This window comes from Desulfurispirillum alkaliphilum (assembly GCF_055378285.1).
In genome coordinates, this window is the sequence record NZ_AP042405.1 from 2,318,087 (window position 1) to 2,342,564 (window position 24,478).

Here is a 24,478-nt window from a genome sequence, read left to right on the forward strand (position 1 = left end):
GCACCTCCGTACAGATATAATCAAACAGGGTTTCAAAGCTACCATATTTTACAACCAGGTCACAAGTCTGTGTTTCCCTGAGCATGAGTTCAGGAGGATCGACGCAGCTGGCGCTCACGCCACCTATATCGACAGCGCATCACCGTTATAGATATTCATGGCGGACTCCAGGCCGTGGGCGGCACTGTGGAGCACTGCCTCGGCGGCATGGTTGAGAAAGGAGTCGAGGCTCTGAATCTGTTCGGAGCTGAAGCTGGAGAGCACATGCTGGTTGACGCTCATGGGAGGCTCCGGTTTCCCAATACCGCATTTGGCGCGTATATACTGAGGAGTTCCGCACTTGCGGGTAATGTCGGCAATACCGTTGTGCCCTCCCGGCGACCCTCCCATTTTCAGCTTAAACCGCCCATAGGCCATATCAAGATCGTCCTGAATCACGATCATATCAACAGGAGAGAGCTTGTGCCACCCGAGTACCTGACTGACCGAATCTCCACTGAGATTCATATAGGTCTGGGGCATGAGCAGCAGGATTTTCTGCTGCGCAAAAGTTCCCTCACCCAGAAGCCCGCTGAACTTCTGGCGAAAACTCGGAACGCCGAGTTTCTGAGCGATTCGTTCTACGACCATAAAGCCGATGTTATGCCGATGGTTGCGATACTGCGCACCGGGATTTCCAAGTCCAACGATCAGTTTCATCAGACCTTAACCGAAGAGGGAGCTGATACTTTGACCGTGATATACCCGTGAAATAGCTTCAGCAAAGAGCTTTGATACGCTTACCGTCTGAATCTTCTCACAACCCGCATTGCCTTGGGGCAGCGCAATGGTGTCGGTGACGATCACTTCCTTGAACGGGGTTTCGGTAATGCGGCTGATGGCAGGCCCGCTGAGTACCGCGTGGGTGCAGAGGCCGTAGACATCGCAGGCACCATTGGACTTCAAGGCCTCGACGGCTTTACAGATAGTTCCAGCCGTATCGATGATATCATCAACGATAACGAGATTCTTTCCCCTGACGTCGCCGATGACATTCATGACTTCACTGACGTTCGGCCCGGTACGACGCTTATCTATCATAGCCAGCCCGGCATTGAGCATCTTGGCAAATCCACGCGCGCGTTCCATGCCACCGGCATCGGGACTGACAACGATAAGATCCTGGATCTGTTTTTTTCGGAGATTTTCCACGAGAATGGGCATAGCGTAGAGGTTATCCACGGGAATGTCGAAGTATCCCTGAATCTGACCAGCATGCAGATCCATGGTCAGCACACGGCTGACTCCAACCGTCTGCATCAGGTCGGCGACCATTTTGGCGGTTATGGGTACGCGCGGTTCGGCCTTGCGATCCTGACGGGCATACCCGAAATAGGGCACAACCGCAGTAATGCTCTTGACGGAAGCTCTTTTCAGGGCGTCACACATGATCAGCAGTTCCATGAGGTGGTCATTTACCGGAGCGTGGGTGGACTGCACGATATACACATCGCGTCCACGGACATTCTCATTGATTTTCACACGAATTTCGCCGTCACTGAAACGTCCCACATGGGCGTCGCCCAGGGGCAGCCCCAGCTCGTTGGAAATACTGAACGCCAGATCTTTGCTGGCATTGCCGGAAAAAATAACCAAGTCATTCTGCATGTGGCGGCTCCTGAGTGATCTGAATATGCTGTCGGCGGAGGTTATGCCCAATTACGCCATCTTTTGCAAGCATAAACCGAACGTGATTTTTCCTCAATACACGTGAGCACTTTGCACCTGTCGGGTTATTATGCTATTTTACGCACTTCTTTTATGTTACCTGCAACCAAATGTGGAGGCACCATGACTCAGTTACAGAAAAAAGACCGCTACAATGTCGCCATCGCCGGGGTAACCGGTGCTGTGGGGGAAGTTTTCCTGCAGATTCTTGAAGAGCGCCAGTTCCCCATCGACCAGCTGAAGCTGCTGGCATCACCACGCAGCGCGGGCAAGAAGATCACCTATGCCGGCAAGGAATATACGGTAGAAGCACTGACCCAGGATTCATTTGCCGACGTGGATATCGCCCTGTTCTCAGCGGGAGGAGGAACCAGTAAAGAGTTTGCCCCCATTGCCGCCCAGGCGGGTGCCGTCGTCATCGATAACAGCTCTGCGTTCCGCATGGATGAAGATGTTCCCCTGGTCGTCCCTGAGGTCAATCCGGCCGATGCCTTCAGGCATAAGGGAATCATTGCCAACCCTAACTGCACCACCATTATCATGGTAGTCGCCCTGAAACCCCTGCACGACTACAGCCCCATCAAGCGTGTGGTGGTGTCATCCTACCAGTCTGCCTCCGGCGCTGGTGCCAAGGGTATGTACGAACTGCAGAATCAGACAAAGCAGTTTTGCGCTGGCCAGCCCCTTGAAATTCAGGCCTTCGCCCACCAGCTCCTGCAAAACGTCATACCGCATATAGATACCCCACAGGACAACGGCTACACCCGCGAAGAGATGAAAATGTTCCATGAAACCCGTAAGATCATGGGTGACCAGAATATCCGCGTCAGTGCCACCTGTGTACGCGTACCGGTTATCTCCGCCCATTCCGAAGCGGTGACCATAGAAACGGAGCAGCCCATCAGCGTGGAAAAGGCCCGCGAACTGCTCAGCGCGGCACCTGGCATCAAGGTAGTTGATGACCTGCCCAACAAGGTTTATCCCATGCCACTTTTTGTGGCAGGACGTGATGACTGCGAAGTTGGCCGCATCCGCAAGGATCTGGCCTTTGAGAATGGCCTCACCTTCTGGGTTGTCGGTGACCAGCTGCGCAAAGGAGCCGCGTTGAATGCCATTCAGATTGCCGAACTGCTGATTCAGAAGTAATTCTCCTATGCTGTCCGCACCCCCTGCCACCGCCATAGTCACCGGGGCGTCCGATCGTATCGGACGTGCCGTAGCTCTGCACCTGGCGAAGCGAGGGTATCGCGTGGCCATCACCTATCACACCAACCGTGAGGGTGCTCTGGCCACGCAAAAGCTGCTGGAGCAATACACTCCATGCACTGTCCTTTGCCACGATCTGGCGACCCTGAATAACCCCGGTGATATCCTGGATCAGGCCCATGCGGCTACGGGCGCACCTGTGCATTGTGTGATTTACGCTGCCAGCTTTTTTGAAAAGTCTACTCTGAAAGCCATTGATACTGACCATATGCTCCAGAATTTCTGGGTGCACCTCTTTTCTCCCATACTCATGGCCAAAGCGCTCCATCTTCATATGACACGTGCGGACGTGCAAAACGGCAACTTCGTAGTTTTCTGCGACCAAAGGGTCTATCAACGCACCACTACCCGCGCTGCCTATGAGCTCAGCAAGAAATCCCTGGCAGAGTTCACCAGAATGGCAGCCAAGACCTTTGCCCCCACGTTGCGCTGCAACTCCATTTCTCCCGGTCCTATCCTGCAGGCCACGACAGAAACCGACGCGGAATTTCGCACCCTGATCGAAAAGAACGTTCCCCTGAAACGCCAGGGGAGTGTTGAGCATATACTGCAGGCACTGGACTTTCTGTTGCAGTGTGACTATGTAACCGGAATCGATATCCCCGTTGACGGGGGAGAACATCTCTGACCCTGCCATCCCAAGGAGCCTTTTGTCATGCCAAAATCCCTTTTAAAGCATATACTTGATGATGCGTGCCCCTCCACACAGCAGTGGCGCCAGCTGTTCACCGCCGACACGACGCTGTTGCGCAATTGCGCTGAAGTGCTGCGGCGACGCTATCTGAGTAACGTTCAGTTGATCGGCCGCTACTATGAAGAACTCCCCGAAACGCATCAGCTGCGCGACGATCTGCGCAGGGGATACCGTCTCTTTCTGACTCCCGGCCCCCTTTGTCCTGAAGATTCGGATTTCCCACTGATAGATGAACGCCAGTACTTTCTCTCTACCCGAAGTGCCCTTCCTGCCCCCGGAACAGAGGCTATCCCTTCGCTGCGCGTTCTGGAACTTCACCAGGTAGAGCACCTCACCTTGCCCCAGGAGGAGGCCCAGCAGATATTTCTTATTCGTCACCATCCCCAGGAGTCCGAAAACCGTCACATTCACCTGCTGAGCCTCCTGCGCATCGCCTTTCCGGCAAGCACCATCGGCATAATCAACAGTCCTGCCCACTATCAGGATCTGTGCAATCTGACCCTGGTGCAGCACGATGACCAGCACGCGCCCAGTGTGCTGGACGATGAGGCGTACCGCATAACCCGCAGCAAGTTCATTCCCAGCATTCACTGGCAGAAGGCCCCCTTCTCTCCCCGTCAGAGCGGCACCTATGAAGCGGGAGCGGCCCTTTCCCTGCGCTACTTCTGCCGTATTATCTCCGACGAGGATACCCGTGCGGATATCATTCGTTTCTGCAACCACTGTCTCTACACCAATACACCCCGCTATCCCCGGAACTTCGCGAAACGCCTGGAACACGAAGATGAACGGGATATCCCGGAAATCCCCCATTGATGAGCCTGGCGATCTATGTCATCACCGACAGCCGGAGTTTCGAGACCTCCGACGCCTTTGTCGACCACTACCGTGCTCTCGCCTGCGACCATCGTGTCACGGGGGTTCTTCTGCGGGAACCGGGCATGGCCAGCGATGCGTATCTGCGACTCGTACACCGTCTTGCCGACTGTGGCAAGCTGATCGTCCACTCACGCAACATCACCACACCTCAGCACGCCCACGAGCTGTATGAACAGCACCTGTGCACCGCCATCCACTGCGCCGGGCGCGATATGGACTTCCTGGGCGCCATGAAACTTCCCTGCTCAGTATCATGCCACCACCCGGAACAGGCCCAGGCACTGCTGCGCGCCTATGAACATCTGCGCTTTGTGACCCTCAGTCCGATCTTTCCCACACCAAAGCCCTATAGCGTCACACCGCTCGGAATCTCAGCCCTGATGGATGTGGATGTCTCGCTCCGCTCACGGGTCGTTGCCCTGGGTGGTATCAACCAGCAGACGTTGCCTTTGCTGCAGCGGGTGGAGGGGCTCGGTGGCTGGGCCGCAATCGGCTGTTTTCTGCGCGATTCCCACAACATCCTGGCAACGCCGTTCTGCGATAACCCATGAAGAAGACGAACCGCCCGGCCCCCTATCACATTTTTGGCAACGACATTGAGCCGGCAGCCATGGAACAGTTTCTCAGCGCCATGGATCAGCCCTATGTGGTTCGCGGAGCACTGATGCCCGATGCCCACAAGGGCTACGCGCTGCCTATAGGAGCCGTCGTCGCTGCCGATGGTGTTGTTGTGCCCGCATGGGTGGGGTACGACATCGGCTGCGGTGTCCTGGGTGTGCCCACCACATTTCCCTTGTCTGAAGTCCGCCAGAATGCCGCAGCCATTTTCCGCTCCCTCTACGAACACATCCCTGTGGGTTCTGCCCACAACCAAAGGCCTGTGCCCTGGAACTGTTCCCATCTTCCACGCTCAGCGGTTCTGGAAGAGTACTTCCGACGCAAAGGGCTTTATCAGCTTGGTACCCTGGGCTCAGGCAATCACTTTCTCGAGATCGGTTACGATGAACTGGAGCGGATCTGGATTCTCGTACACTCCGGTTCCCGTCATCTGGGGCATACCATAGCCACACACTACATGAAGGTCGCCAGTAAGAGCTCAAGGGCCCGCGAAGGCCACTACGCACTGGATGTCCGCTCGGCAGCTGGCAAAGCTTATATTGATGATATGCACTTCTGCCTGTCGTTTGCCCTGGAAAATCGTCTCGAAATTGCGCGCAGAGCAGCAGAAGTGCTCTCTCGGCGCATCAATGGTTCCCCACAGTGGGTGTCCCTGATCAATCGCAACCACAACCACGCGGCCCTGTATAACGGCTGGTGGATCCATCGCAAAGGGGCAACGCACGCGGAAAGTGGCATGGCTGGTATTATTCCCGGCAATATGCGTGACGGGAGTTTTGTGGTGGAAGGACTGGGCAACCCCAAAGCACTGTGGTCGAGTTCCCATGGTGCCGGACGTCTACTGGGTCGAGCGGAGGCGAAACGTGAACTCAGTCTGCACGAGTTCCGACAGTCCATGGAATCCGTCGTTGCCCGCGTACAGGAAAGTACCCTTGATGAGGCACCCATGGCCTACAAGAACATTCACGCCGTGCTGGAAGCGCAATCAGAGCTCGTGGTTATCCGCCATCATGTTCAACCCCTGATCAATATCAAAGGCTGACAGGCGTGAGTTCCTCATTTACAACCGCCAGTCAATTGCCTACATTAAACCTCAGTGGTTTGCACACCACTGTTGAGACTCCTGAAAGGTTCACGGAATGCTGACAAAAAAACGCATTTTTGGAATAGTTCTCGCCTTTTTCCTGCTCTATGGCTTTTTCCTCGTCACCACGATTCCGGCAGCGTACATCTGGGCGAAGATTCCCGCCCAGGACACCATCACCCTTACCAGGATATCCGGAACCCTGTGGAATGGGAATGCCTCCTTGCATTACGGCCCTCTTCCGCCACTGCCCGTAAGCTGGAAAATATCTCCCCGCCTGCTGTGGCAGGGAAAGGTGCTGCTGGCTTTCCGTGTTCAGGAAGGCCGGACTGACATAGATCTCGGCATTGCCGCTGCTCCCTGGGGTGCAGTACAGCTTATGGCATCGGGGAGACTTGATGCCACGACAGTGCAGCCCTTGCTGCAGACGCTGAATCTGCGTGTTCCAGGGCACCTTGAGATTCGGCGGGTTCACGTGAACATCCATGGCGATGAAATTCGACAGGCTGACGGCACGCTGCACTGGAGTGGCGGACTGGTTGAATCCACCCAAAGCGGCAACGCGTTTACCATTAACATGCCGGTTCTGGTCGGCAATCTCAGCCATGAGGAACAACGCGCCATCCTGCGTATTGGCCGTGAAGGTGACGATCAACCGGTAGGTGAGATCAGCCTTGGACCCGATGGTTGGGCCCGCCTGCAGATCATGTCCCATCTCACCCGCGCCATTCCTTTACCCTGGAATATTCCGGGGCGAGCTGGTAGTATTCTCTTTACTTATGAAGAAAAGGTATTCTGACATGCGGAACCCTATGCGTATACTCGCTGCTTCTCGAGATGTAACTCCCCTGAGTATAATTCACCATGACCGATAAGCTGCCAGTATTTTCCGCTCTTGCCGCCATTAACGGAACCCGGCTCCTGCAGATCAGCAGCATGCTGCTGATTCTCGGCGTACTGGCAAGCACCTCCCACACCCTTGCGCGTCTCACCTGGACGCTCCTGGAGCCTGTGCCGGTGATATTTGCGTCACCAAAGACACCAGCTCCGCGTCAGCAGGCCGTACCGGAAGCTTCCCTGGCACAGAACATAGAACAATTACACCTGTTCGGCAAACCAGCACCGCCGGAAGAGCCTCAGAGTGTCTCCCTCGATGAGGTGCAGGCACCGGAAACCCGTATGCGACTTCGCCTTGAGGGAGTGTTCCTTTCAGAAGTACCAGAGTATTCCAGCGCCTTTATTGCTGAACAGTCCCGACCAGGTGAAAGGTATACTATAGGCGACCGCGTCAGCCAGGGGGTAACCCTCGCCGCCGTTTTCGCTGATCGCGTTCTGCTGCAACGGGGAGAAGCCTATGAAACCTTGCGTTTCCCCGACAGCGGGGACTCCGACAGTGGGATACGGGCAGAAACACCGGCAAACGCTTCGCGATCATCGCGTCCCTCGGCACGTCGTGCTGCCGCGGATATACCAGCAGATCTGACAGCTTCCCAGCAGCTGACAGAGAATATCCAGCAGATGGACGCAGGCTCCTTTATGGAAACCTATATGCCCATCATGCAGACGAATCCACAGGCCATTCTTGATGGGGCAGGTCTGGAACCACGGGGTTCTTCTGGTGAAAGCAGGGGTTATACGGTGGGAGCTCAGGCCCCGGCTGCCCTCATGAGCCAGCTGGGACTGCAGCAGGGCGATGTAATTGTCTCGGTCAACAGCCACCCCGTTGGAGATGTACAACGTGACCGCCAGCTCATCAATCAGATTGTGGAATCTGGCGTCGCCCGCATAGAAATACAACGAGGTCAGCGAACCTTTGTGGTTACCTATCCGTTGCGCTGACCGCCGCACACCGGCTTAATCCACACCTTTGGTGGTCTTTTGGCAGGCAACTGAAGGGAATTTCACTTGAACCAGGCTCCAGAACGTGAAATGATGCCTTTCCGATCATCTTTACTGAATGACACTCCACTTATACAGAGCAGGTATATGAGATTGCGCACCATCACCACCATTACAGCAGTAGTGACACTTCTCTTGTTTTACACTCTGAATTCGGCAGTCGCTCAGGAGCGGCAGACCTGGACGGTCAACCTCAAAGAAGCCGAGATCAGCACCCTCATAGACCAGGTCTCATCCATCACCAAAAAGAATTTCGTGGTTGACCCCCGGGTGCGAGGCAAAGTCACCGTCATCTCGCAGACGCCCATGAACCGTGACAGCATCTATGAGCTTTTCATGGCGGTTCTGAATGTGCATGGATTTATCACTGTCGAGGGTGAAGAAGCCATTAAGATTCTGCCCAACGCCATAGCGCGTCAGGGAGCCATCCCCTATGACGCAGAGGGCACCATGTTGGGAGAAACTCTCATAACCCGCGTGCTGCCACTGCGTAATACGCCTGCAGCCGAGCTGATTCCCATCCTGCGCCCCCTGGTGCCCCAGTACGGCCACCTGGCCGGTGTGCCTTCCGCCAACGCCATCATCATCAGTGATCACGCGGAGAATGTCTCGCGCATAGCCGATATCGTCGATCGCCTCGACCAGGAAGAGAGTGAAGCCATTGCCATTGTCGACCTTCAGCACGCCTGGGTTGGACAGTTAGCCGGCCTGCTGGAGAAAATAGCTACTCCCCAGGGAGGACAGCAGCAACGCTCCCCTGCGGCGGGCATCCGCATTATCGCCGATGAGCGCAGTAACCGCCTTATACTGAAGGGAACACAGAAAGCGCTGGAGGAATACCGGCAGCTGATCGGTTCCCTGGATATTCCCGTTAAGACCACAGGCTCAACCATGGTCCTGCGCCTGAGCCATGCCGATGCCACCAAAATGGCGGAACTGCTGAAGGGCCTGGTGGAGGGAAGAACAGCGTCAGCCAGTGGCTCCGGTCGTGATTCAGCTCCGGCGCCAGCGGAAAAATTCAGCATTCAGGCCGACGAATCACTGAACGCCCTGGTGATCCGCGCCGAACCAGCCACCATGGCTGAAATACAATCCATTATCGCGCAACTTGATGTGCGAAGAGCCCAAGTGCTCATTGAAGCCGTTATTGTCGAAGTTGTCGGCGACTCCCTGAATCAATTAGGTGTACAACTGGCGGCCCGCAGCGCTGGTGACACACTTGGCCCCATCGGTGGAACTTCGTTTTCCAATGCAGGCACAAGCCTCAGTAATATTCTCACCAGCATAGCGACACAGACCCCCCCCACTATCAGCGATGGAATGAGCCTGGGAGTAGCAACCACCAGTGGCAGCGTGGAGATGGGTGCCCTGCTGACGGCTCTTGCCTCCGTAACCAACGCCAACCTGCTTTCCACTCCCAGTATTCTCACCCTGGATAACCAGGAGGCCAGCATTCTGGTCGGCCAGAATATTCCTGTGCGTACCGGTACCTACTCCCACGATTCCGGCACCAACCCTTTCACCACCATTCAGCGTCAGGATGTGGGCATTGTCCTGAAAACCACACCCAGTATCTATGAAGGGAACTCCGTGCGCATGCAGGTAGAACTGGAGGCATCCTCTGTGCTCACGGAAGGCACCGATGGCATCATCACGAATAAGCGGGAGATCATCACCACTATACTGGCCGATAACAATGAAACCATTGTTCTTGGCGGCCTGATTAAAGATGATGTCCAGGAAGTCGTCAGCAAGGTTCCGCTGCTCGGTGACATCCCTCTGCTGGGAAGACTCTTCCAGGCACGACGTCAGCGGGTTGAAAAGCGCAATCTCCTGGTTTTTCTGCGACCGACCATTCTACTGACCCAGGAAGACTCCGCTTCCCTGAGCCGTGAAAAGTATACCGGCATTTATGAGCTGCAGCTGAATCCACCAAAACTGAGGGGGATACCCATGGGTGTCAAACCATCCTTACCGGAAAACATCGAAGATATATACCGTTAGAGCGAGCCAGTACTTCTATGCCCTTACCCCAGAGATTACCCTTTGGATTTGCGAAACGCCATCAGCTCCTCTTACAGGAAGATGAAAACGGCGACGTTCACGTCCTCTACCGTCAACCACCTGCACCGGCTGCTATCGCAGAAGTCCAGCGATTCGTCGGACAGCTGACCCCTTTTCTGCAGGTGGATGAGCAGGAGTTTTCTGCGGCCCTTTCCACGGCGTACCAGAACGACTCTTCCGCTGCCATGGAGATGGTGGAGGAGCTGGGTGACGATATGGATCTCGCCAGCCTGGCCGACTCTGTGCCTGAGACCGAAGACCTTCTGGAACAGGAAGATGACGCCCCCATCATCCGTCTGATCAATGCCCTGCTCACGGAAGCCATACGGGAAAACGCTTCGGATATCCATATCGAGACCTTTGAGCGCAACCTGATCGTGCGCTTTCGCATTGATGGCGTCCTGCGCGAGATGGTGCGGCCCAAGCGAGCCCTTGCACCGCTGCTGACTTCGCGCATCAAGGTCATGGCCCGTCTTGATATCGCCGAAAAGCGCATCCCCCAGGATGGTCGCATCTCCCTGAAAGTCGGTGGCAAGGAAGTGGATGTGCGGGTATCCACCATGCCTTCCATTAACGGTGAACGCATCGTCCTGCGCCTGCTGGACAAACAGGCAGGACGCCTGGATCTGGCACAGCTGGGAATGTCCACACAGAACGCGCGACTCCTCAACGACATCATCCACAAGCCCCATGGCATTATCCTGATCACCGGACCCACCGGCTCCGGGAAAACCACGACACTCTACGCCATGCTGACCCGACTCAACGACAAGAGTCGCAATATCCTCACCGTAGAAGACCCCATTGAATACAACCTCGAAGGCATCGGCCAGACCCAGGTGAACACCAAAATTGATATGACCTTTGCCCGCGGGCTGCGCGCCATACTGCGCCAGGATCCCGATGTGGTCATGGTCGGTGAAATCCGCGATCTGGAAACAGCGGAGATATCCATCCAGGCCAGTCTGACTGGCCACCTTGTCCTCTCGACCCTGCACACCAACAGCGCCGCCGGAGCCATCACCCGCCTGCAGGATATGGGAATCGAGCCCTTTCTGCTCTCCTCCAGCATGCTCGGCGTACTGGCCCAACGACTGGTGCGCGTCCTGTGTAAACACTGCCGCGAAGCCTATGAGGCCAGCGAGGAGGAGTGCGCGCTTCTGCAGGTGAATGGCAGTCTGCAGGCTCCGGTCATTTATCGCGCCACTGGCTGCAAGGAGTGTAACCACCTTGGATATCGCGGCAGAACAGGTATTTACGAGCTGATTACCTTTAACGACGAGCTGCGCACCATGGTGCACCGCCGCTCGTCGGAACAGGAGCTGGAAGCCTATGCCCGCAAACACAGTGCCAGTATACGCGCTGATGGGGCCAGAAAAGTACTGGAGGGTGAGACCACGCTGGAAGAAGTTCTGCGCGTCACCCTTGAGGACGGCTGAGCGTGGCGGCTTTTGAGTACCAGGCCCTCGATGGCCGTGGCAGAACCCGCAAAGGCATTCTGGAAGCTGACAGTCCGCGCCAGGTACGACAACAGCTGCGCGAAAAAGGCTGGACGCCACTGCAGATTGAGGCAACCCACAGCCGCGAAAACAATGCCCGCAAAACCTCTTTCTCCCTCTTTCGGCCATCCATGAGTGTTAACGACCTCTCCCTGTGTACCCGCCAGATGGCGACCCTCATTCAGGCCGGACTCCCCGTAGAGGAAGCTCTCAAGGCTGTCGCCGCCCAGACAGAAAAGAATCGCGTCCGCAGCATACTTCTGGGCGTCCGCGCCAAGGTCATGGAAGGCTACTCCCTGGCCAAGAGCCTGGCTCAGTATCCCCGTGCCTTCCCGGATCTCTATCGCTCCACCGTAGCCGCTGGTGAGCACGCCGGCCACCTTGACCTGGTGCTTGAGCGCCTGGCAGATTACACCGAAGGCCAGCAGCGCAGCCGCCAGAAAGTTCAGCTGGCACTGCTCTACCCTGCCATCCTCACCGTCACCTCGATTCTGATTGTCACCTTCCTGCTCGGCTATGTGGTTCCCGACGTCATAAAAGTCTTTGTGGACACCGGCCAGGAACTGCCGGGACTGACCATCGCCCTGATCAGCCTCAGTGATTTCGTAAAAAACTACGGCCTGCTCAGCCTGCTGTTGATCGCAACCTTCGCTTTTCTCTGGAAAAAGCTTCTCAAGCGACCAGCTCTGCGCATGCGCGTCCATGAAACCCTGTTAAAGCTTCCCATGATCGGACGACTGTCGCGGGGGATAAACACCGCTCGCTTTGCCAGCACACTCAGTATCCTGGCCCAGAGTGGTGTGCCTCTGGTGGAAGCCATTCGCATTGCCGGTCAGGTACTGGGGAATGATTTCATAAAGGAACGCTCAATGGATATCGGCCGGATGGTCAGCGAAGGGGAGAGTCTGCATCTCGCCCTCGACAAGGCAAAATGCTTTCCGCCAATGATGATACACATGGTGGCCAGCGGCGAATCAAGCGGTGAACTGGACACCATGCTCAGTCGGGTGGCGGCCAATCAGGAGCGGGACATGGAGAGCCTGGTGGCAACCTTTGTGGGTCTCTTTGAACCTTTTATGCTCGTCGTCATGGGCACCGTAGTCCTGCTGATCGTACTGGCAATTCTCATGCCCATCCTGAGTATCAATCAGTTGGTAATGTAAGGAATCCAATGCAGGAAAACAACACGCCCATACACAGCCTCTCCCATGACCTGAGCACGCTTGTAGATGACCCAGACAGAGGAACCCTGAAACTGCAGGATGTCATAGAACAGCTTGGAAGCCGTGGGTTCGGGCTGTTGCTGCTGCTCTTTTCCTTCCCCAGTGCTCTGCCTGTCCCTGCGCCCGGCTACAGTATCCCCTTCGGGGCCCTGCTGCTGCTGCTTGGATTCCAACTGCTGCTGCAGCGCCGAACTCCCTGGTTTCCTATGTTCATGCTGAACTGGAGCATACCCACCGCCAAAGCGCGCAACACGCTTCACCGGAGTGCACGATTCTTTGCCATGCTAGAACGCATCGTCAAGCCCCGCTATCTGTGGACCACCGGCTCATGGCTGCGGCCCCTCTCCGGAGGGATCGTCTGTACCATGGCTTTCCTGATGCTTTTCCCCATCCCCCTTACCAACACCCTGCCCGCTATCGTGATTTTCTGTTGCGGCGTGGGCATGAGCGAACGTGATGGACTATTTACGCTGGCGGCGCTGGCACTGGGTATTCTCGCCGTGATGCTCTACGCGACGATTATCGCAGTGTTACTGTTCTATGGAGCCGATGCGCTGGCATGGCTGACAGGGTAAAGGCTACCCTCTGAGGATTTCCCCCAGGGTGGTAATAATATAATCCTGCTGTTCCTGGGTAATTCCTGGATGTAGCGGCAGGGAAAGTGCTCTCTCGTAATGCGTTAACGCCGCTGGGTAGTCTTCGGCACGGAAACCCAGGGCGCGGTAGTAGGGTTGCATGGGAACCGGAATATAGTGCACGTTTACGCCAATATCCTTTGCACGCAGAGCTTCAAATACCCCGCGACGATCCTTTCCGGTCTCTTCAGGCCGAAGCCGAACGACGAAAAGGTGCCAGGCGGACTCACTGTCTGCGAACTCTCCCGGCAGATCCAGAGGCAGGAAGCGCAGCTGCTCGCGATAGCGCCTGACCAGCAAACGCCTTTTCTGCAGAAAGTCATCAATGCGCTTCATCTGGCTTACGCCGAGAGCCGCCTGCAGGTCGGTCATGCGATAGTTAAAGCCCAGATCCTGCTGTTCGTAGTACCACCCACCCTCATTGCGGTTCTCAAGCATTTCATGATCACGGGTCACACCATGGCTGCGCAGCAGGGTCATTTTCCTGTAGAGGGTTTCGTCATTGGTCAGCGCCATTCCCCCCTCGCCGGTGGTGATTATTTTGACGGGATGAAAGCTGAATACGGTTATGTGGCTGTAGGCGCAGCTGCCGACAGGTTGCTGGCGGTAGGTCGCCCCGATGGCGTGGGAGGCATCTTCCAGGATGGCGAACCCATACTGCTGTGCCAGGCGCTGTATTGGTTCCATGGGACACGAGAGCCCGGCAAAGTGTACAGGAGCGACAATTCGCGGAAGCTTTCCCTGCTGAGCGGCGATCTGCAGTTTTCTCTCCAGACAGACAACATCCATGTTCCCTGTTTCCAGGTCAATGTCGACAAAATCAACATCGGCACCGCAGTAGAGAGCGGCGTTCGCAGTAGCAACAAAGGTGTTCGGGGATGTCCACAGGGTATCACCGGGGCCAAGTCCCAGGGCTTTGCAGGCAATGTGCAGTGCTGCGGTGGCATTGCTGCAGGCAACACTAAAACGGCTGGAGCACGCACTGCTGACCATGTGTTCAAATTCGGTAATGGATGGACCCTGGGTAAGCCAGTCCGACTCCAGGACTGCCAGGACGCTCCTGATATCATCGGGGGAAATATCCTGTCGACCATAAGGTATCATGGGGAGGCTCCGCGAAAAAAAGCGGAAGGGATATCTCCCCTCCGCTTCGAGTTGTGTCGTATGTGCCTTACTGAGGCATATGGAACTGCTGCCCGGGAGCAGGTTGAGGAGTGCCGGTGGGGAAGGCATTGTACTGCTGTATCACGGGCATCTGACCTGGCATGACCACACCGACTGGTTGATAGGCTTTGCGTTTCTCATAACGGACCACCGGTACCCAGACCTCAGTCTCCTGATAGGCTCCCTGCGGCTGGTAGTGGTAGGTGGTGATGGGCTGGGCCTGCTGCTGTTGCGGCATCATGCCATACCCGTACTGCTGGTATGGGTTGTACTGCTGATAGGCGGCATAGGGCGAGGCTCCATGCCAGTATCCTGCGCCGTACTGCTGGACAGGCTGTTGATAGAACCCCTGCGCAGCCGCGCTCAGCGGGAAGATCAGAAAGGCTATCATCGTAAGTATCATTCTTTTTTTCATGGGTATCCTCCTGGCTTATTGAACGCTGAACGGAACAGGCTGCACTGGCATGATGGGAACGGGTTGTCCTGCGTATGGCAGTGCCTGGTGTGGCATCATGGGTGACCCATAGGGATGGGGAGGGGCAAAAGGAGCACCCATTCCCATGGCTGGTGGCCCATAGGGACCGGGCATTCCCATTCCCTGTTGAGGCGCAAAACCCTGTTGCATGCCATATGCTGGTGGCATGAACTGTGGCTGATGGTAGTACTGATATGAGTTGTTGATCACAGGGGCACCGAATGCTGGCTGCTGGCTGCCGTTAAAGCCCTGCTGTTGTCCCATGGCATTGGAAGTATTTCTGGATGATTGGGACGAATACAGCGGAGGTGGCAGTAAATCAGTTCGATTTACCCGCTCGGTTTCTGCTGCCCTGGGAGCTGCTGCCTTTGCAGAGTGCTCCGCCGGATATGCGGGTATATGAGGAGGAACCACCTGACGTCCGATCTCAACGACCGTTGTTTCGGGAGTGGCCCCTTCCTTGATAACAAAATAATGCTGCGTGTCCTGATCTGGACGCTCAATGGCGAGCTTCTTGGTCATAACATGCACATTGGAATTGCTGGGCGCAAAAATCTCGACTGGCTTGCTGCAGCCTGTCAGTATCAGCAGCGGCACGGTTATGATAAGAAAAAGAGTGTAAATATAACGTAACACGACAACCCTCCTGGGATTTGTTCAACGAAAAGGAGCCCATAGAGCCTTTCAGTGCAGCAATAATCGCTTCATGGTCACCTCCTTGTATCCCAATCACATCCCTGTTATTACACTGTCTCCATAGAGCAGTTCCCTTTCATCCTGAAGGGCGCTCTGGTGTTTGCATGACAAAGTCAATATAGGAAACCACCCATAACTTGACAAGGTTTTTTCTTGCTTTGCTACTCTATCGACATATTTTTTACAAAACCAAAGGTATTTTTTGCAAAAAAAACCAAAAGTAATTCTTGGCAAAACCCCGTAACTCTTCCTATACTCAAATAAGTTTTTTCGCGCAATTCCGCTTCTGCTACAACGCGCTGCTGATTATCGAAAACGCAGAATTCATATTCTTCCGAGGTCTACATGAACATTCGCTTTGATGATATCGCCACCAAGTTCAAGTGTCTGTCTGACCCCACCCGCCTGCAGATCCTTCATCTGTTGATGGAAGGAGAACACTGTGTTGGCGATATAGCGTTAAAAATAGGAACCACACAGGCCAACATCTCCAAGCATCTTTCGCTGCTGAAAAACGCCGGGCTGGTGGTTTCCAACAAACAGGGCATGAAGGTCATTTACTCCCTCCAGGGAAACAAAGTACAGCAACTCTGCCAACTCATGTGCTCTGACTGAGCCGGAGGAGTTATGTCATCCCCACACTCCCATCATCGTGTAAAATTCCTGTGGGGATGGGGAATGGTTCTGGTGATCAGCCTGCTGGTCTCCCTCCTGCATCACCAGGGGGGCTTACAGCGTATGGAGTGGATTACCTACGACAGCCGCATGAAACTTTTCCGGGAAGATGTGGCCGCCCATCCAGACATTGCCGTGATCCTTATTGACGAAGCCACTCTGCAGGCCATGAATCCGCTGGTGGGGCGCTGGCCCTGGCCACGAGCCGTATATGCCGAGCTCATGGAATTCCTTGCCATGGGCGAGCCCCGCGCCATCATCTTTGACATTCTGTTCAGCGAATATCAGCGAGAAGGAGACGTTGCCTCAGGTCAACCCGGCTTCAACGACGATACTTTCGCCCTCGCCACCCAATACTTCGGCAATATCTATCACGCCTTTCAGATTCTCCATGAGGCAGAGGATGAAGCTGGCCAGCATCAGCTTTATCGTCCGGTTCCCAGTGAATTTTCCGAGCGCTTTGCATTCCAGACGACAGGCGATCACCGCGATATGGAACCATCGGGCAATCACTTTATACTGCCCTTTGCGGAGCTTTACCGGGGAGCCAGGGGCGCCGGTGTCGTCAATATAGACGCTGACCCCGATGGCATCTACCGCCGCACCCCACTGTATTTTGCCTATGATGATCAGTTCTACCTTCCCCTATCGCTGGCAGCACTTTCCCACGACTCCACACTTGAGCTGGGCATAGGCGCCGATGGTGTAACCATTGCCGGCGAAACTCTCTCCCAGCAGCGCGACCGCTTCTTCCTCCCCAACTACTACGGTTCGTTTAACGCATTCTCCATGGGGGGCATTTTCGCCTCTTACCAGGCCATTCTCCACGGCGATTTTGCCAGTGTTCTCATTGACCCGGCCGAATTTCACGACAAATACGTCTTTATCGGTTCCAGTGCCATAGGCCTGCAGGATGTGAAGGCGACCCCCCTCTCCCACAACACTCCAGGGGTTTTCATTCATGCCAGCGTCGCCTCCAACGTACTTGACAATGACTACCTGACAACTCCCCCCATGGCGGTAACCTTTGTGCTGATATTTGTCATGGCGGGTGTATCCATAGCGTCTATCCTCTACCTTCCACGCTTTTCCCTCCAGTTCATGCTCCCGGCGGGAATCATCATTCTCTATGCCGCTGCGGCGGTCTGGCAGTTCGGCAATCAGCTCGTCCTGGACATGGTTTCACCGGTCACTTCCGGTATACTGGCGTGGCTTGGTGGCTTTGCCTACCTCACCTTCACCGAAGGCAGGGATAAGCGCAAGGTTCGTCGCATGCTTTCCCAGTATGTTTCGCCGGCGATTCTTTCGGAAGTAGTCGACAAGTATGATTCCATTGCCACCGCCGATGTGGGTACTGATGAAAACCTCACCATTCTCTTTTCCGATATCCGCAGCTTCACCAGTATCTCCGAAAAACTGCAGGCAGACCAGGTGGTGGATCTGCTGAACATCTACCTGAAAGACATGTGTGATGTCATATTTGAATATCAGGGCACCCTGGATAAATTCATTGGAGACGCCATCATGGCCTTCTGGGGAGCACCCATCCGCATTGAAAACCATGCCGATCGCGGCGTCTGCGCCGCCATTGCCATGCACCGCAGGCTGGCCGAAGTCAACCTGCGACTCCAGGAGAAGGGATACCCTCCCATCGCCATCGGCATAGGCCTGCACACCGGCAATGTCATACTCGGCAACATCGGCTCCGAAAAGAAACTGGATTACACCGTCATCGGCGACAACGTCAACCTGGCCTCCCGCACGGAAGGTCTTACCAAGCAATATGGCTGTCCCGTACTCTTTACCGAGAACACCTACCACGCCCTGAGCCTCCCTGTGCCCTGCGCCCAGGTCGACCTCGTACGCGTCAAGGGCAAAGTAAAGCCCATCGCCATGTATCGTCCGCTGGCGGCCCCTGATGACCCAGCGGAAGTCCTGCAGCAGGCCCATGAAACTGCGGCACTCGCCGCCGCTGCTTTTGATGCCTACCTGCATCGCCGATGGCAGGAGGCCATTGATCTTTTTGAACAAATTCCGGAACATTTGTCTATTACCATGATGCTTGAACGCTGTCGTTCCTACGCGCACCAGGAGCCACCAGACTCCTGGGATGGTGTCCATACCATGGAAACGAAATAAGAGCAGAAGAGGGGGGATTTATGAAAAAAGGGGTATTATCACTGATGGCCGTGCTTGCCATGGGCATGGCAGCCATGGCATCGACCATGTACGTACAGAGCCGTGAGGCTCCACTGATGCAGGAACCGTCCTTTGGCGCGGCCGTGCTGGGCACCTTCACCCAGGGGAGTGAAGTGCGTGTTCTGGAGACCCAGGGCACCTGGCACAGAGTACAGGCAGAAGAACAGCAGGGCTGGATGTCCAGACTGGCCCTGACCTCCAATCCCCCCCTTGGGCGGGTTGGTGTGATCGGAGCCGGAGAAGAGCGCCTGGAAGACAGTGTCCGACGTCGTACCTCAGCCGTGGTTACCGCTGGTGCCGCCCGGGGACTCACTCCGGAAGACCGCGCCCGGGCCAGCGAAATGGGACTCTCCAACTACCATGCCCTGGCGCAGATGGAACGCCTGCACCTTGAAGAAGAGGAAATCATTCGCTTTCACCGGGAGGTAGTGGCCCCATGAACGTAAGAGCACTGCATTTTTCTCTTCTTACCGTAGCAATTGCCTCCATTCTGATAGTCGGTTGTGGCAGTGCCGAGTATTCGGCACTGCCCGACACCAGTCCCAAGGAATACCGCAGCCGCCTCTCCCATGTGCATGTCACCATTGCCGACCTGGAGAGCGATGTGACCGCCGAAGTGGAGTTCGGCAAGGAGGTGGGCGCGCGCATCCTCGGCACCTACCGCCCCCTGAACAACCCGGAGCTGAACCACTACGTCAATCTGGTGGGACGCTCTGTCGCCCTGCACGCCAGCAGGCCCGAGCTGGAATTCCGCTTTCAGGTGCTTGACTCCGACACCATCAACGCCTTCGCCGCTCCCGGTGGCTATATCTTCATCACCACCGGCGCCTTGCGAATGATGAGTGACGAAGCCCAACTGGCTGCCGTCCTGGCCCACGAGATAGCCCACGTCACCGAGAAACATATTGTCAATGAACTGGGCATCAGGGGCGTTGATGACAGCCCGGTCACCGGACTCTCACGCCTGCTGGGTGCCGGCTCCGATCCTATCCGCGTCGCTTTCGCCCAGGCGGTGGATCAGGCCGTGGATATCCTCTTCACCTATGGCCTGAAGCAGGAAGATGAATTCGAAGCCGACTACATCGGTACCCTGCTGCTGGCCCAGACCGGTTACGAAGCCACCGCCATGCTGCGCTACCTGGAATCCATTGCTGAAATCAAAGGCGAAGCCCTGGAGGTCATCGACCGCACACACCCCGCCATGGATGCGCGCTTCAGCGCACTCAGAGAAATCATTGACCTCTACGATCTGGCCGAGCTGGATAACCCCACCATGAAGGAGCGCTTCGAAAGCCATGTCAAAATCATACGCAACTAAACTCGCCCTGGCGGGTGCTCTGCTCATTTGCGCAAGTGCATTCTTTTCCACAGCGAGTGCTGACGAGTATCATTACAACAACATTCTCATCGGTGAACGGGCCATGGGCATGGGTGGCGCCTATACGGCGATTTCCGATGATCCTTCCGGTCTCTACTACAATCCGGCGGGAATCGTTTATGGTTATGCGCCAAACCTCTCAGCCAGCGTCAACTCCTTTCACACCTCCCAGACCACCTATAAGGATGTCCTTGGTGGACACACTGACTGGAACCGGCAATCCGCTGACCTGATCCCCAACTTCTTCGGCGTCACCCAGCCCCTGGGCGATTTCACCGTGGGCTTTTCCTTTGCAGTCACCGATAACATGCGCGAGGACATGATCCAACGCTACCAGAACGTCAATGTGTTCGAAGAGTTCAGCGTGCATCTCGATAACACCCATGTGGTGAACAAGATCGGGCCCTCCATCGCCATGGCCGTCAATGACAATCTGGCCATCGGCTTTACCCTCTACTTTCACCTGCTCCAGTCCAAGGTCATCTTCACTCAGATAGGCCGTGTTGGCACCAAGAGCCATGCCAATGGCGATATCCCCGACGTGGAGTACCAGGAGCTGGCACCGAGTTCGGCCTGAACCCCGTGCTGGGCGTCATGTGGAGTCCCCTGGAGAGGCTTGCTTTTGGTGCGACTCTGCGCAGCACCACGATCATAACCTCAGACACCGAAAGCTTCATGGTATTCCATGGCATTGAGAATGACAGTATCAAACCGCCAGGATACCCGGATTACAACGGCATAGACTTCGCCTACTATGAGTCCAACCTGCGTCGTTCCTATCCCACCGAGCTCTCCTTCGGTGCCGCCTGGTTTGCCGATGATCGTCTGCTGCTGTCGGCAGATGTCTTTCACTATCTGAGTACCGATGACACCCATGCGGTTACCAACCTCGCTGTGGGGGCCGAATACTACCTGAGTCCCCGCTGGGCAGTTCGTGGTGGCGCCTTTACGAACTATCACAATGGCTACGGGCCGGAAAATGAGGTCGATCTGTACGGCGTCACCTTCAGCCTGACCCGCTTCACCCGCAACTCTTCCCTGACCATGGGCATAAACAGCAGTTTTGGTTCAGGCAAAGGTGCCATCGTCCAGGGCGGGGACTCCAGTGATATGGAAATGTTCTCACTGACAGCCTTTCTGGGGTCATCCTATTCCTACTAACCACGGAGGTCTTTCCCTATGTCTGTCATAGCCCGGCAGGGCAATCTGGTTGAAGAACCCGATGCCACCTTTATCGTCAACGCCTCCAACACGGAGCTTGTGCTGGGCAGCGGCGTTTCCGCTGCCTTTCGCGCCCACTGCGGCGACGACGAGTATCAGCAGTACCTGCACACCTGCAAAACGGCCTATGAACGCGAACATGGGCCCATCCAGCAGGGCGATGTCGTATGCACCGGGGCGGGCACAGCCCGCAATATCCGCAATGTGCTCCACGGCGCGGTGATGGACTACTCCAGCGGCAAGAGCAGCATGCCCACCATACACACCGTCGAAAAGATTCTCGAAGGCATAGGGGAGTGCATCAGCCGCATGCGGCCTTCCCTGCCATCCGATCTGTCGCGAATCAAACTGGTCCTGCCCCTGATGGGTACCGGCGTGGGTGGTCTGGACAAGCGCAGCGTACTGGAAAGCTACGCCAGACATCTCATCCCCATGGCGCGGGAGCTTGATATGGACATTGTCGTCTATGGTTACAGTCGCGATGATTTCTTCCTCATCCGGGCCGCCCTGAAAGGAGCCTGAGATTGCGTGCAAGGTGGCTGCGCAGATGGTTTCGCCTCTTCTCTGACAGCGAAGGCCTTGATCTGGCCCTGTGGCAGAATCTGCGCCAGACCATGCCCTTGCTGAAAAATCTGTCGCGGGAGCAGCAGCGAAAGCTCCAGCGGATCACCGATGAATTCCTGTCCAGGAAAACACTTCTCCCGGCCGCTGGTTTTGCCATCGACGCGAGGATGAAGCACCTCATCGCCCTGCAGGCCTGCGTACCCCTGGTGAATCTGAACCTGAACGTCTATCGTTCATTCGATTCCATAATTGTTTACGCCGACGAGTTCATTCCGCGCCATGCACTGGAGGACGAAAATGGCATCGTCCATCTGGACGAAGAACCGCTGATCGGTGAATCCTGGTATCATGGCCCCGTGATTCTCTCCTGGAATGACGTCAGCCACGATGCCTTCAGCGAAGGCAACACCAATGTGGTCATCCACGAAATGGCGCACCAGATCGACATGCTCAGCGGTGACGCCGACGGAGTGCCGCTGCTCCATCCTGACATGAGCCGCGATACCTGGCGCACCATACTGCAGGCGGCCTTTCGCGAACATGGACGCCTGGTGAAGGCGGACGAGGACACGGTGCTCGATCCTTATGGCGCCGAAGACCCCGCTGAATTTTTTGCCGTAAGCTGTGAGTGTTTTTTCAAGCAGCCCAGACAACTCAGGCAATGGAATCCACAGTGGTATGAACAGCTGGCACGGCTTTTCGCGTGGGATACTGCCCACAAATAATCGCGGGTTTTTCTTGCAACATCTTCCTGTGATCACTAGACTTATGTCAATACACACGGATCAGTGAACCGAAAAACCACATGTGCTGGAGGTGAAGACTATGGAGTATACGGAGAAGTACCGCAAGGCAGCTGATGTTATACGGAACGCCGAAGCCATGATCATTACCTCGGGAGCCGGCATGGGTGTGGATTCAGGCCTGCCCGACTTCCGCGGTGAAAAGGGTTTCTGGAACGCCTACCCCATGTATGAACGGCTTGGCCTGAGCTTTGCCGGAGCAGCCAATCCGCGCCATTTCGACGAAGATCCCGCCTTCGGCTGGGGTTTCTATGGCCACCGTACCAACCTGTACCGTTCCACCACACCCCACGACGGCTTTAACTGGCTGAAGGAGTGGTCAAAGAAGTTCGGCATAGATCACTTTGTGGTCACCTCCAATGTCGATGGACAGTTCCAGCAGGCAGGCTATGCCGACTCCCGTATCCTGGAGGTTCACGGCTCCATTCACCACCTGCAGTGCACGACCCCATGCTCTTCGGAAATATGGGCCAACGAGGAAGATATACCAGTGGATCTCGATACCATGCGAGCCGGATATATTCCGTCCTGTATCCGCTGCAACGCTGTGGCGCGACCCAACATTCTGATGTTCGGTGATTACGCCTGGATCAGCAGCCGTACTGCTGAACAGGAGGAGCGTTTTTCCGCCTTTCTCAACCGTCACCGCGGCCACCGCAAAATCATCATTGAGATGGGTGCCGGCACTTCGGTTCCCACCATCAGGAACCTGGGAGATCGCCTGAGCACCATAGAGGATGTCACCCTGATTCGCATCAACCCCCGCGAATATGGGGTGCGCGGCGCCCATATCTCCATTGACAAAGGTGCCCTGGAAGCACTGCAGGGGATTGGTGAGCACCTTGCCCGCTGAGATGCACACTTATGTCACTGGCCATTAAGGTTGCGCTGGGGGCAGTGGCCGTCCTGCTCATCGCCCTGCTCTCCAAAACGCGCAATTACGCCATTGCCGGACTGGTACCCCTCTTTCCCACCTTTGCGCTCATCGCCCACTTCATTATTGGAACCGAGCGCTCCGTTGCGGATCTGAAAACGACTATCATTTTCGGCGCCTGGTCCATGGTGCCCTATTCCATCTACCTGCTCAGCCTGTACCTCTTTGCCGACCGGATGCGTCTTGGCATGGCCCTCGGTTCGGCAGTGGCCTGCTGGGCAGTATCCGCCTGGGTTCTGATCATCCTGTGGACCCGCCACAGCAGCTGATTATGATACAGCAAAGCCCCGGCAGGAGCCAGGGCTTCAAGAATTCTTTGCGCAGCTCAGACACCGCAAGAGTAACACCGCAGCGAATTTTCACCCGCGGTTAAACGGCCTGAACCGGAATCACTTTCTCCTCGTACATGGGCTTGTTTTCGTTGAGTCTCAGCCAGCCCTTGACGATTCGGTAAATGATCCACACGAAGTTTGCCAGCAGAATCACCCAGCCGATAAGGATGGTCAGGGCGACCGCACCAATCACCGACCAGAGGAGACCGAACCAGAAAGTCCGTATTTGCCAGCGAAAGTGGCTCTCCAGATAGGTTCCGGCGACCTCATTTTTTTCAGATAGTTCAGGATAATCCCAACAATCGCCGTCAGGCCCACAAAAAAGGATGCCGCGTACAGCGCATAGATAACGGTTGTCAGGGTTTTTGCTGATTTGAGATCTTCCGCATTGTTCATAATCCAACTCCTCCCAGAGATAGGGCAGCTGATACGGGCCAGCAGTGAAACGTATATGTTATTAGCCACTGGC

At 55.7% G+C, this 24,478-nt stretch carries 26 protein-coding genes and 1 pseudogene; 21 read left to right on the plus strand and 6 right to left on the minus strand.

The window, feature by feature from the left end:
• Positions 1-123 precede the first annotated feature (123 nt).
• The gene (gene pth, locus ACZ46I_RS10445) at positions 124-699 is read right to left on the minus strand and encodes an aminoacyl-tRNA hydrolase (RefSeq protein WP_013505909.1); all 576 of its coding nucleotides are present in this window, start codon (positions 697-699) and stop codon (positions 124-126) included.
• Between the two features lie 6 nt (positions 700-705).
• The gene (locus ACZ46I_RS10450) at positions 706-1,647 is read right to left on the minus strand and encodes a ribose-phosphate diphosphokinase (RefSeq protein ID WP_013505908.1); all 942 of its coding nucleotides are present in this window, start codon (positions 1,645-1,647) and stop codon (positions 706-708) included.
• A gap of 183 nt (positions 1,648-1,830) precedes the next feature.
• On the opposite strand from ACZ46I_RS10450, the gene ACZ46I_RS10455 reads away from it, so the two are divergent.
• From ACZ46I_RS10455 to ACZ46I_RS10505, 11 genes are all read left to right on the plus strand, one after another.
• Positions 1,831-2,853, plus strand: coding sequence for an aspartate-semialdehyde dehydrogenase (locus ACZ46I_RS10455; RefSeq protein WP_226509043.1), 1,023 nt, complete (start codon positions 1,831-1,833; stop codon positions 2,851-2,853).
• A gap of 7 nt (positions 2,854-2,860) precedes the next feature.
• Positions 2,861-3,601, plus strand: a complete 741-nt coding sequence (locus ACZ46I_RS10460; protein WP_464280740.1) for an SDR family oxidoreductase — start codon at positions 2,861-2,863, stop codon at positions 3,599-3,601.
• 27 nt (positions 3,602-3,628) lie between these two features.
• The gene (locus ACZ46I_RS10465) at positions 3,629-4,483 is read left to right on the plus strand and encodes a hypothetical protein (RefSeq protein ID WP_464280741.1); all 855 of its coding nucleotides are present in this window, start codon (positions 3,629-3,631) and stop codon (positions 4,481-4,483) included.
• Entirely contained in the window at positions 4,483-5,097 is a 615-nt protein-coding gene (locus tag ACZ46I_RS10470; protein WP_464280742.1) for a thiamine phosphate synthase, read from the plus strand. The genes ACZ46I_RS10465 and ACZ46I_RS10470 overlap by 1 nt, the downstream gene beginning before the upstream one ends.
• Positions 5,094-6,206, plus strand: coding sequence for an RtcB family protein (locus ACZ46I_RS10475; RefSeq protein WP_226509040.1), 1,113 nt, complete (start codon positions 5,094-5,096; stop codon positions 6,204-6,206). The genes ACZ46I_RS10470 and ACZ46I_RS10475 overlap by 4 nt, the downstream gene beginning before the upstream one ends.
• A 97-nt stretch (positions 6,207-6,303) precedes the next feature.
• Entirely contained in the window at positions 6,304-7,047 is a 744-nt protein-coding gene (gspN, locus tag ACZ46I_RS10480; protein WP_013505902.1) for a type II secretion system protein N, read from the plus strand.
• Positions 7,048-7,112: 65 nt separating this feature from the next.
• Positions 7,113-8,087 (plus strand): type II secretion system protein N, encoded by a 975-nt coding sequence (locus tag ACZ46I_RS10485; RefSeq protein ID WP_013505901.1) that lies wholly within the window; start codon positions 7,113-7,115, stop codon positions 8,085-8,087.
• Between the two features lie 147 nt (positions 8,088-8,234).
• Positions 8,235-10,151, plus strand: coding sequence for a type II secretion system secretin GspD (gene gspD / locus ACZ46I_RS10490; protein WP_464280743.1), 1,917 nt, complete (start codon positions 8,235-8,237; stop codon positions 10,149-10,151).
• Positions 10,152-10,168: 17 nt separating this feature from the next.
• A complete protein-coding gene (gene gspE / locus ACZ46I_RS10495) occupies positions 10,169-11,650 on the plus strand; it encodes a type II secretion system ATPase GspE (protein ID WP_464280744.1) in 1,482 nt (493 codons plus the stop codon).
• Positions 11,651-11,652: 2 nt separating this feature from the next.
• Complete coding sequence (gene gspF / locus ACZ46I_RS10500) at positions 11,653-12,873, plus strand: type II secretion system inner membrane protein GspF (RefSeq protein WP_013505898.1); 1,221 nt, start codon at positions 11,653-11,655, stop codon at positions 12,871-12,873.
• Positions 12,874-12,881: 8 nt separating this feature from the next.
• On the plus strand, positions 12,882-13,508 hold the full coding sequence (locus ACZ46I_RS10505; RefSeq protein WP_226509038.1) for an exopolysaccharide biosynthesis protein: 627 nt from the start codon (positions 12,882-12,884) through the stop codon (positions 13,506-13,508).
• Between the two features lie 3 nt (positions 13,509-13,511).
• Here the strand turns inward: ACZ46I_RS10505 and pseC are convergent, their stop codons facing one another.
• The 3 genes from pseC to ACZ46I_RS10520 form a co-directional block, all read right to left on the minus strand.
• Entirely contained in the window at positions 13,512-14,672 is a 1,161-nt protein-coding gene (gene pseC, locus ACZ46I_RS10510; protein WP_464280745.1) for a UDP-4-amino-4,6-dideoxy-N-acetyl-beta-L-altrosamine transaminase, read from the minus strand.
• Positions 14,673-14,739: 67 nt separating this feature from the next.
• On the minus strand, positions 14,740-15,147 hold the full coding sequence (locus tag ACZ46I_RS10515) for a hypothetical protein (protein ID WP_464280746.1): 408 nt from the start codon (positions 15,145-15,147) through the stop codon (positions 14,740-14,742).
• A 15-nt stretch (positions 15,148-15,162) separates the two neighbouring features.
• Positions 15,163-15,843: a hypothetical protein gene (locus tag ACZ46I_RS10520; RefSeq protein WP_464280747.1), complete on the minus strand. Its 681-nt coding sequence runs from the start codon at positions 15,841-15,843 to the stop codon at positions 15,163-15,165.
• A 405-nt stretch (positions 15,844-16,248) separates the two neighbouring features.
• On the opposite strand from ACZ46I_RS10520, the gene ACZ46I_RS10525 reads away from it, so the two are divergent.
• From ACZ46I_RS10525 to ACZ46I_RS10570, 10 genes are all read left to right on the plus strand, one after another.
• Positions 16,249-16,518, plus strand: a complete 270-nt coding sequence (locus ACZ46I_RS10525; RefSeq protein WP_013505893.1) for an ArsR/SmtB family transcription factor — start codon at positions 16,249-16,251, stop codon at positions 16,516-16,518.
• 12 nt (positions 16,519-16,530) lie between these two features.
• Complete coding sequence (locus ACZ46I_RS10530) at positions 16,531-18,717, plus strand: CHASE2 domain-containing protein (RefSeq protein WP_464280748.1); 2,187 nt, start codon at positions 16,531-16,533, stop codon at positions 18,715-18,717.
• A gap of 20 nt (positions 18,718-18,737) precedes the next feature.
• Positions 18,738-19,217 carry an SH3 domain-containing protein gene (locus ACZ46I_RS10535; RefSeq protein WP_226509033.1) on the plus strand — a complete coding sequence of 160 codons (480 nt, stop codon included), beginning with the start codon at positions 18,738-18,740 and terminating at the stop codon, positions 19,215-19,217.
• The gene (locus tag ACZ46I_RS10540) at positions 19,214-20,095 is read left to right on the plus strand and encodes a M48 family metalloprotease (protein WP_464280749.1); all 882 of its coding nucleotides are present in this window, start codon (positions 19,214-19,216) and stop codon (positions 20,093-20,095) included. The genes ACZ46I_RS10535 and ACZ46I_RS10540 overlap by 4 nt, the downstream gene beginning before the upstream one ends.
• A complete protein-coding gene (locus ACZ46I_RS10545; RefSeq protein ID WP_464280750.1) occupies positions 20,073-20,732 on the plus strand; it encodes an OmpP1/FadL family transporter in 660 nt (219 codons plus the stop codon). The genes ACZ46I_RS10540 and ACZ46I_RS10545 overlap by 23 nt, the downstream gene beginning before the upstream one ends.
• A 17-nt stretch (positions 20,733-20,749) precedes the next feature.
• On the plus strand, positions 20,750-21,316 hold the full coding sequence (locus ACZ46I_RS10550; RefSeq protein WP_464280751.1) for a hypothetical protein: 567 nt from the start codon (positions 20,750-20,752) through the stop codon (positions 21,314-21,316).
• 18 nt (positions 21,317-21,334) lie between these two features.
• A complete protein-coding gene (locus tag ACZ46I_RS10555) occupies positions 21,335-21,898 on the plus strand; it encodes a macro domain-containing protein (protein ID WP_464280752.1) in 564 nt (187 codons plus the stop codon).
• Between the two features lie 2 nt (positions 21,899-21,900).
• Positions 21,901-22,665, plus strand: coding sequence for a M90 family metallopeptidase (locus ACZ46I_RS10560; protein WP_464280753.1), 765 nt, complete (start codon positions 21,901-21,903; stop codon positions 22,663-22,665).
• A 100-nt stretch (positions 22,666-22,765) separates the two neighbouring features.
• The gene (locus ACZ46I_RS10565; protein WP_464280754.1) at positions 22,766-23,596 is read left to right on the plus strand and encodes an SIR2 family NAD-dependent protein deacylase; all 831 of its coding nucleotides are present in this window, start codon (positions 22,766-22,768) and stop codon (positions 23,594-23,596) included.
• An 11-nt stretch (positions 23,597-23,607) separates the two neighbouring features.
• Positions 23,608-23,946: a GlpM family protein gene (locus ACZ46I_RS10570; RefSeq protein ID WP_464280755.1), complete on the plus strand. Its 339-nt coding sequence runs from the start codon at positions 23,608-23,610 to the stop codon at positions 23,944-23,946.
• A 100-nt stretch (positions 23,947-24,046) separates the two neighbouring features.
• Here the strand turns inward: ACZ46I_RS10570 and ACZ46I_RS10575 are convergent.
• Positions 24,047-24,405: pseudogene (locus ACZ46I_RS10575) on the minus strand (DUF4870 family protein).
• Positions 24,406-24,478 lie beyond the last annotated feature (73 nt).

What these genes read in the sequence shown, in the direction of transcription:
- pth (WP_013505909.1), bottom strand. Translation starts at nt 699, where the DNA reads ATGAAACTGATCGTTGGACTTGGAAATCCCGGTGCGCAGTATCGCAAC.
- ACZ46I_RS10450 (WP_013505908.1), bottom strand. Translation starts at nt 1,647, where the DNA reads ATGCAGAATGACTTGGTTATTTTTTCCGGCAATGCCAGCAAAGATCTG.
- ACZ46I_RS10455 (WP_226509043.1), top strand. Translation starts at nt 1,831, where the DNA reads ATGACTCAGTTACAGAAAAAAGACCGCTACAATGTCGCCATCGCCGGG.
- ACZ46I_RS10460 (WP_464280740.1), top strand. Translation starts at nt 2,861, where the DNA reads ATGCTGTCCGCACCCCCTGCCACCGCCATAGTCACCGGGGCGTCCGAT.
- ACZ46I_RS10465 (WP_464280741.1), top strand. Translation starts at nt 3,629, where the DNA reads ATGCCAAAATCCCTTTTAAAGCATATACTTGATGATGCGTGCCCCTCC.
- ACZ46I_RS10470 (WP_464280742.1), top strand. Translation starts at nt 4,483, where the DNA reads ATGAGCCTGGCGATCTATGTCATCACCGACAGCCGGAGTTTCGAGACC.
- ACZ46I_RS10475 (WP_226509040.1), top strand. Translation starts at nt 5,094, where the DNA reads ATGAAGAAGACGAACCGCCCGGCCCCCTATCACATTTTTGGCAACGAC.
- gspN (WP_013505902.1), top strand. Translation starts at nt 6,304, where the DNA reads ATGCTGACAAAAAAACGCATTTTTGGAATAGTTCTCGCCTTTTTCCTG.
- ACZ46I_RS10485 (WP_013505901.1), top strand. Translation starts at nt 7,113, where the DNA reads ATGACCGATAAGCTGCCAGTATTTTCCGCTCTTGCCGCCATTAACGGA.
- gspD (WP_464280743.1), top strand. Translation starts at nt 8,235, where the DNA reads ATGAGATTGCGCACCATCACCACCATTACAGCAGTAGTGACACTTCTC.
- gspE (WP_464280744.1), top strand. Translation starts at nt 10,169, where the DNA reads ATGCCCTTACCCCAGAGATTACCCTTTGGATTTGCGAAACGCCATCAG.
- ACZ46I_RS10505 (WP_226509038.1), top strand. Translation starts at nt 12,882, where the DNA reads ATGCAGGAAAACAACACGCCCATACACAGCCTCTCCCATGACCTGAGC.
- pseC (WP_464280745.1), bottom strand. Translation starts at nt 14,672, where the DNA reads ATGATACCTTATGGTCGACAGGATATTTCCCCCGATGATATCAGGAGC.
- ACZ46I_RS10515 (WP_464280746.1), bottom strand. Translation starts at nt 15,147, where the DNA reads ATGAAAAAAAGAATGATACTTACGATGATAGCCTTTCTGATCTTCCCG.
- ACZ46I_RS10525 (WP_013505893.1), top strand. Translation starts at nt 16,249, where the DNA reads ATGAACATTCGCTTTGATGATATCGCCACCAAGTTCAAGTGTCTGTCT.
- ACZ46I_RS10530 (WP_464280748.1), top strand. Translation starts at nt 16,531, where the DNA reads ATGTCATCCCCACACTCCCATCATCGTGTAAAATTCCTGTGGGGATGG.
- ACZ46I_RS10535 (WP_226509033.1), top strand. Translation starts at nt 18,738, where the DNA reads ATGAAAAAAGGGGTATTATCACTGATGGCCGTGCTTGCCATGGGCATG.
- ACZ46I_RS10540 (WP_464280749.1), top strand. Translation starts at nt 19,214, where the DNA reads ATGAACGTAAGAGCACTGCATTTTTCTCTTCTTACCGTAGCAATTGCC.
- ACZ46I_RS10545 (WP_464280750.1), top strand. Translation starts at nt 20,073, where the DNA reads ATGTCAAAATCATACGCAACTAAACTCGCCCTGGCGGGTGCTCTGCTC.
- ACZ46I_RS10550 (WP_464280751.1), top strand. Translation starts at nt 20,750, where the DNA reads ATGTGGAGTCCCCTGGAGAGGCTTGCTTTTGGTGCGACTCTGCGCAGC.
- ACZ46I_RS10555 (WP_464280752.1), top strand. Translation starts at nt 21,335, where the DNA reads ATGTCTGTCATAGCCCGGCAGGGCAATCTGGTTGAAGAACCCGATGCC.
- ACZ46I_RS10565 (WP_464280754.1), top strand. Translation starts at nt 22,766, where the DNA reads ATGGAGTATACGGAGAAGTACCGCAAGGCAGCTGATGTTATACGGAAC.
- ACZ46I_RS10570 (WP_464280755.1), top strand. Translation starts at nt 23,608, where the DNA reads ATGTCACTGGCCATTAAGGTTGCGCTGGGGGCAGTGGCCGTCCTGCTC.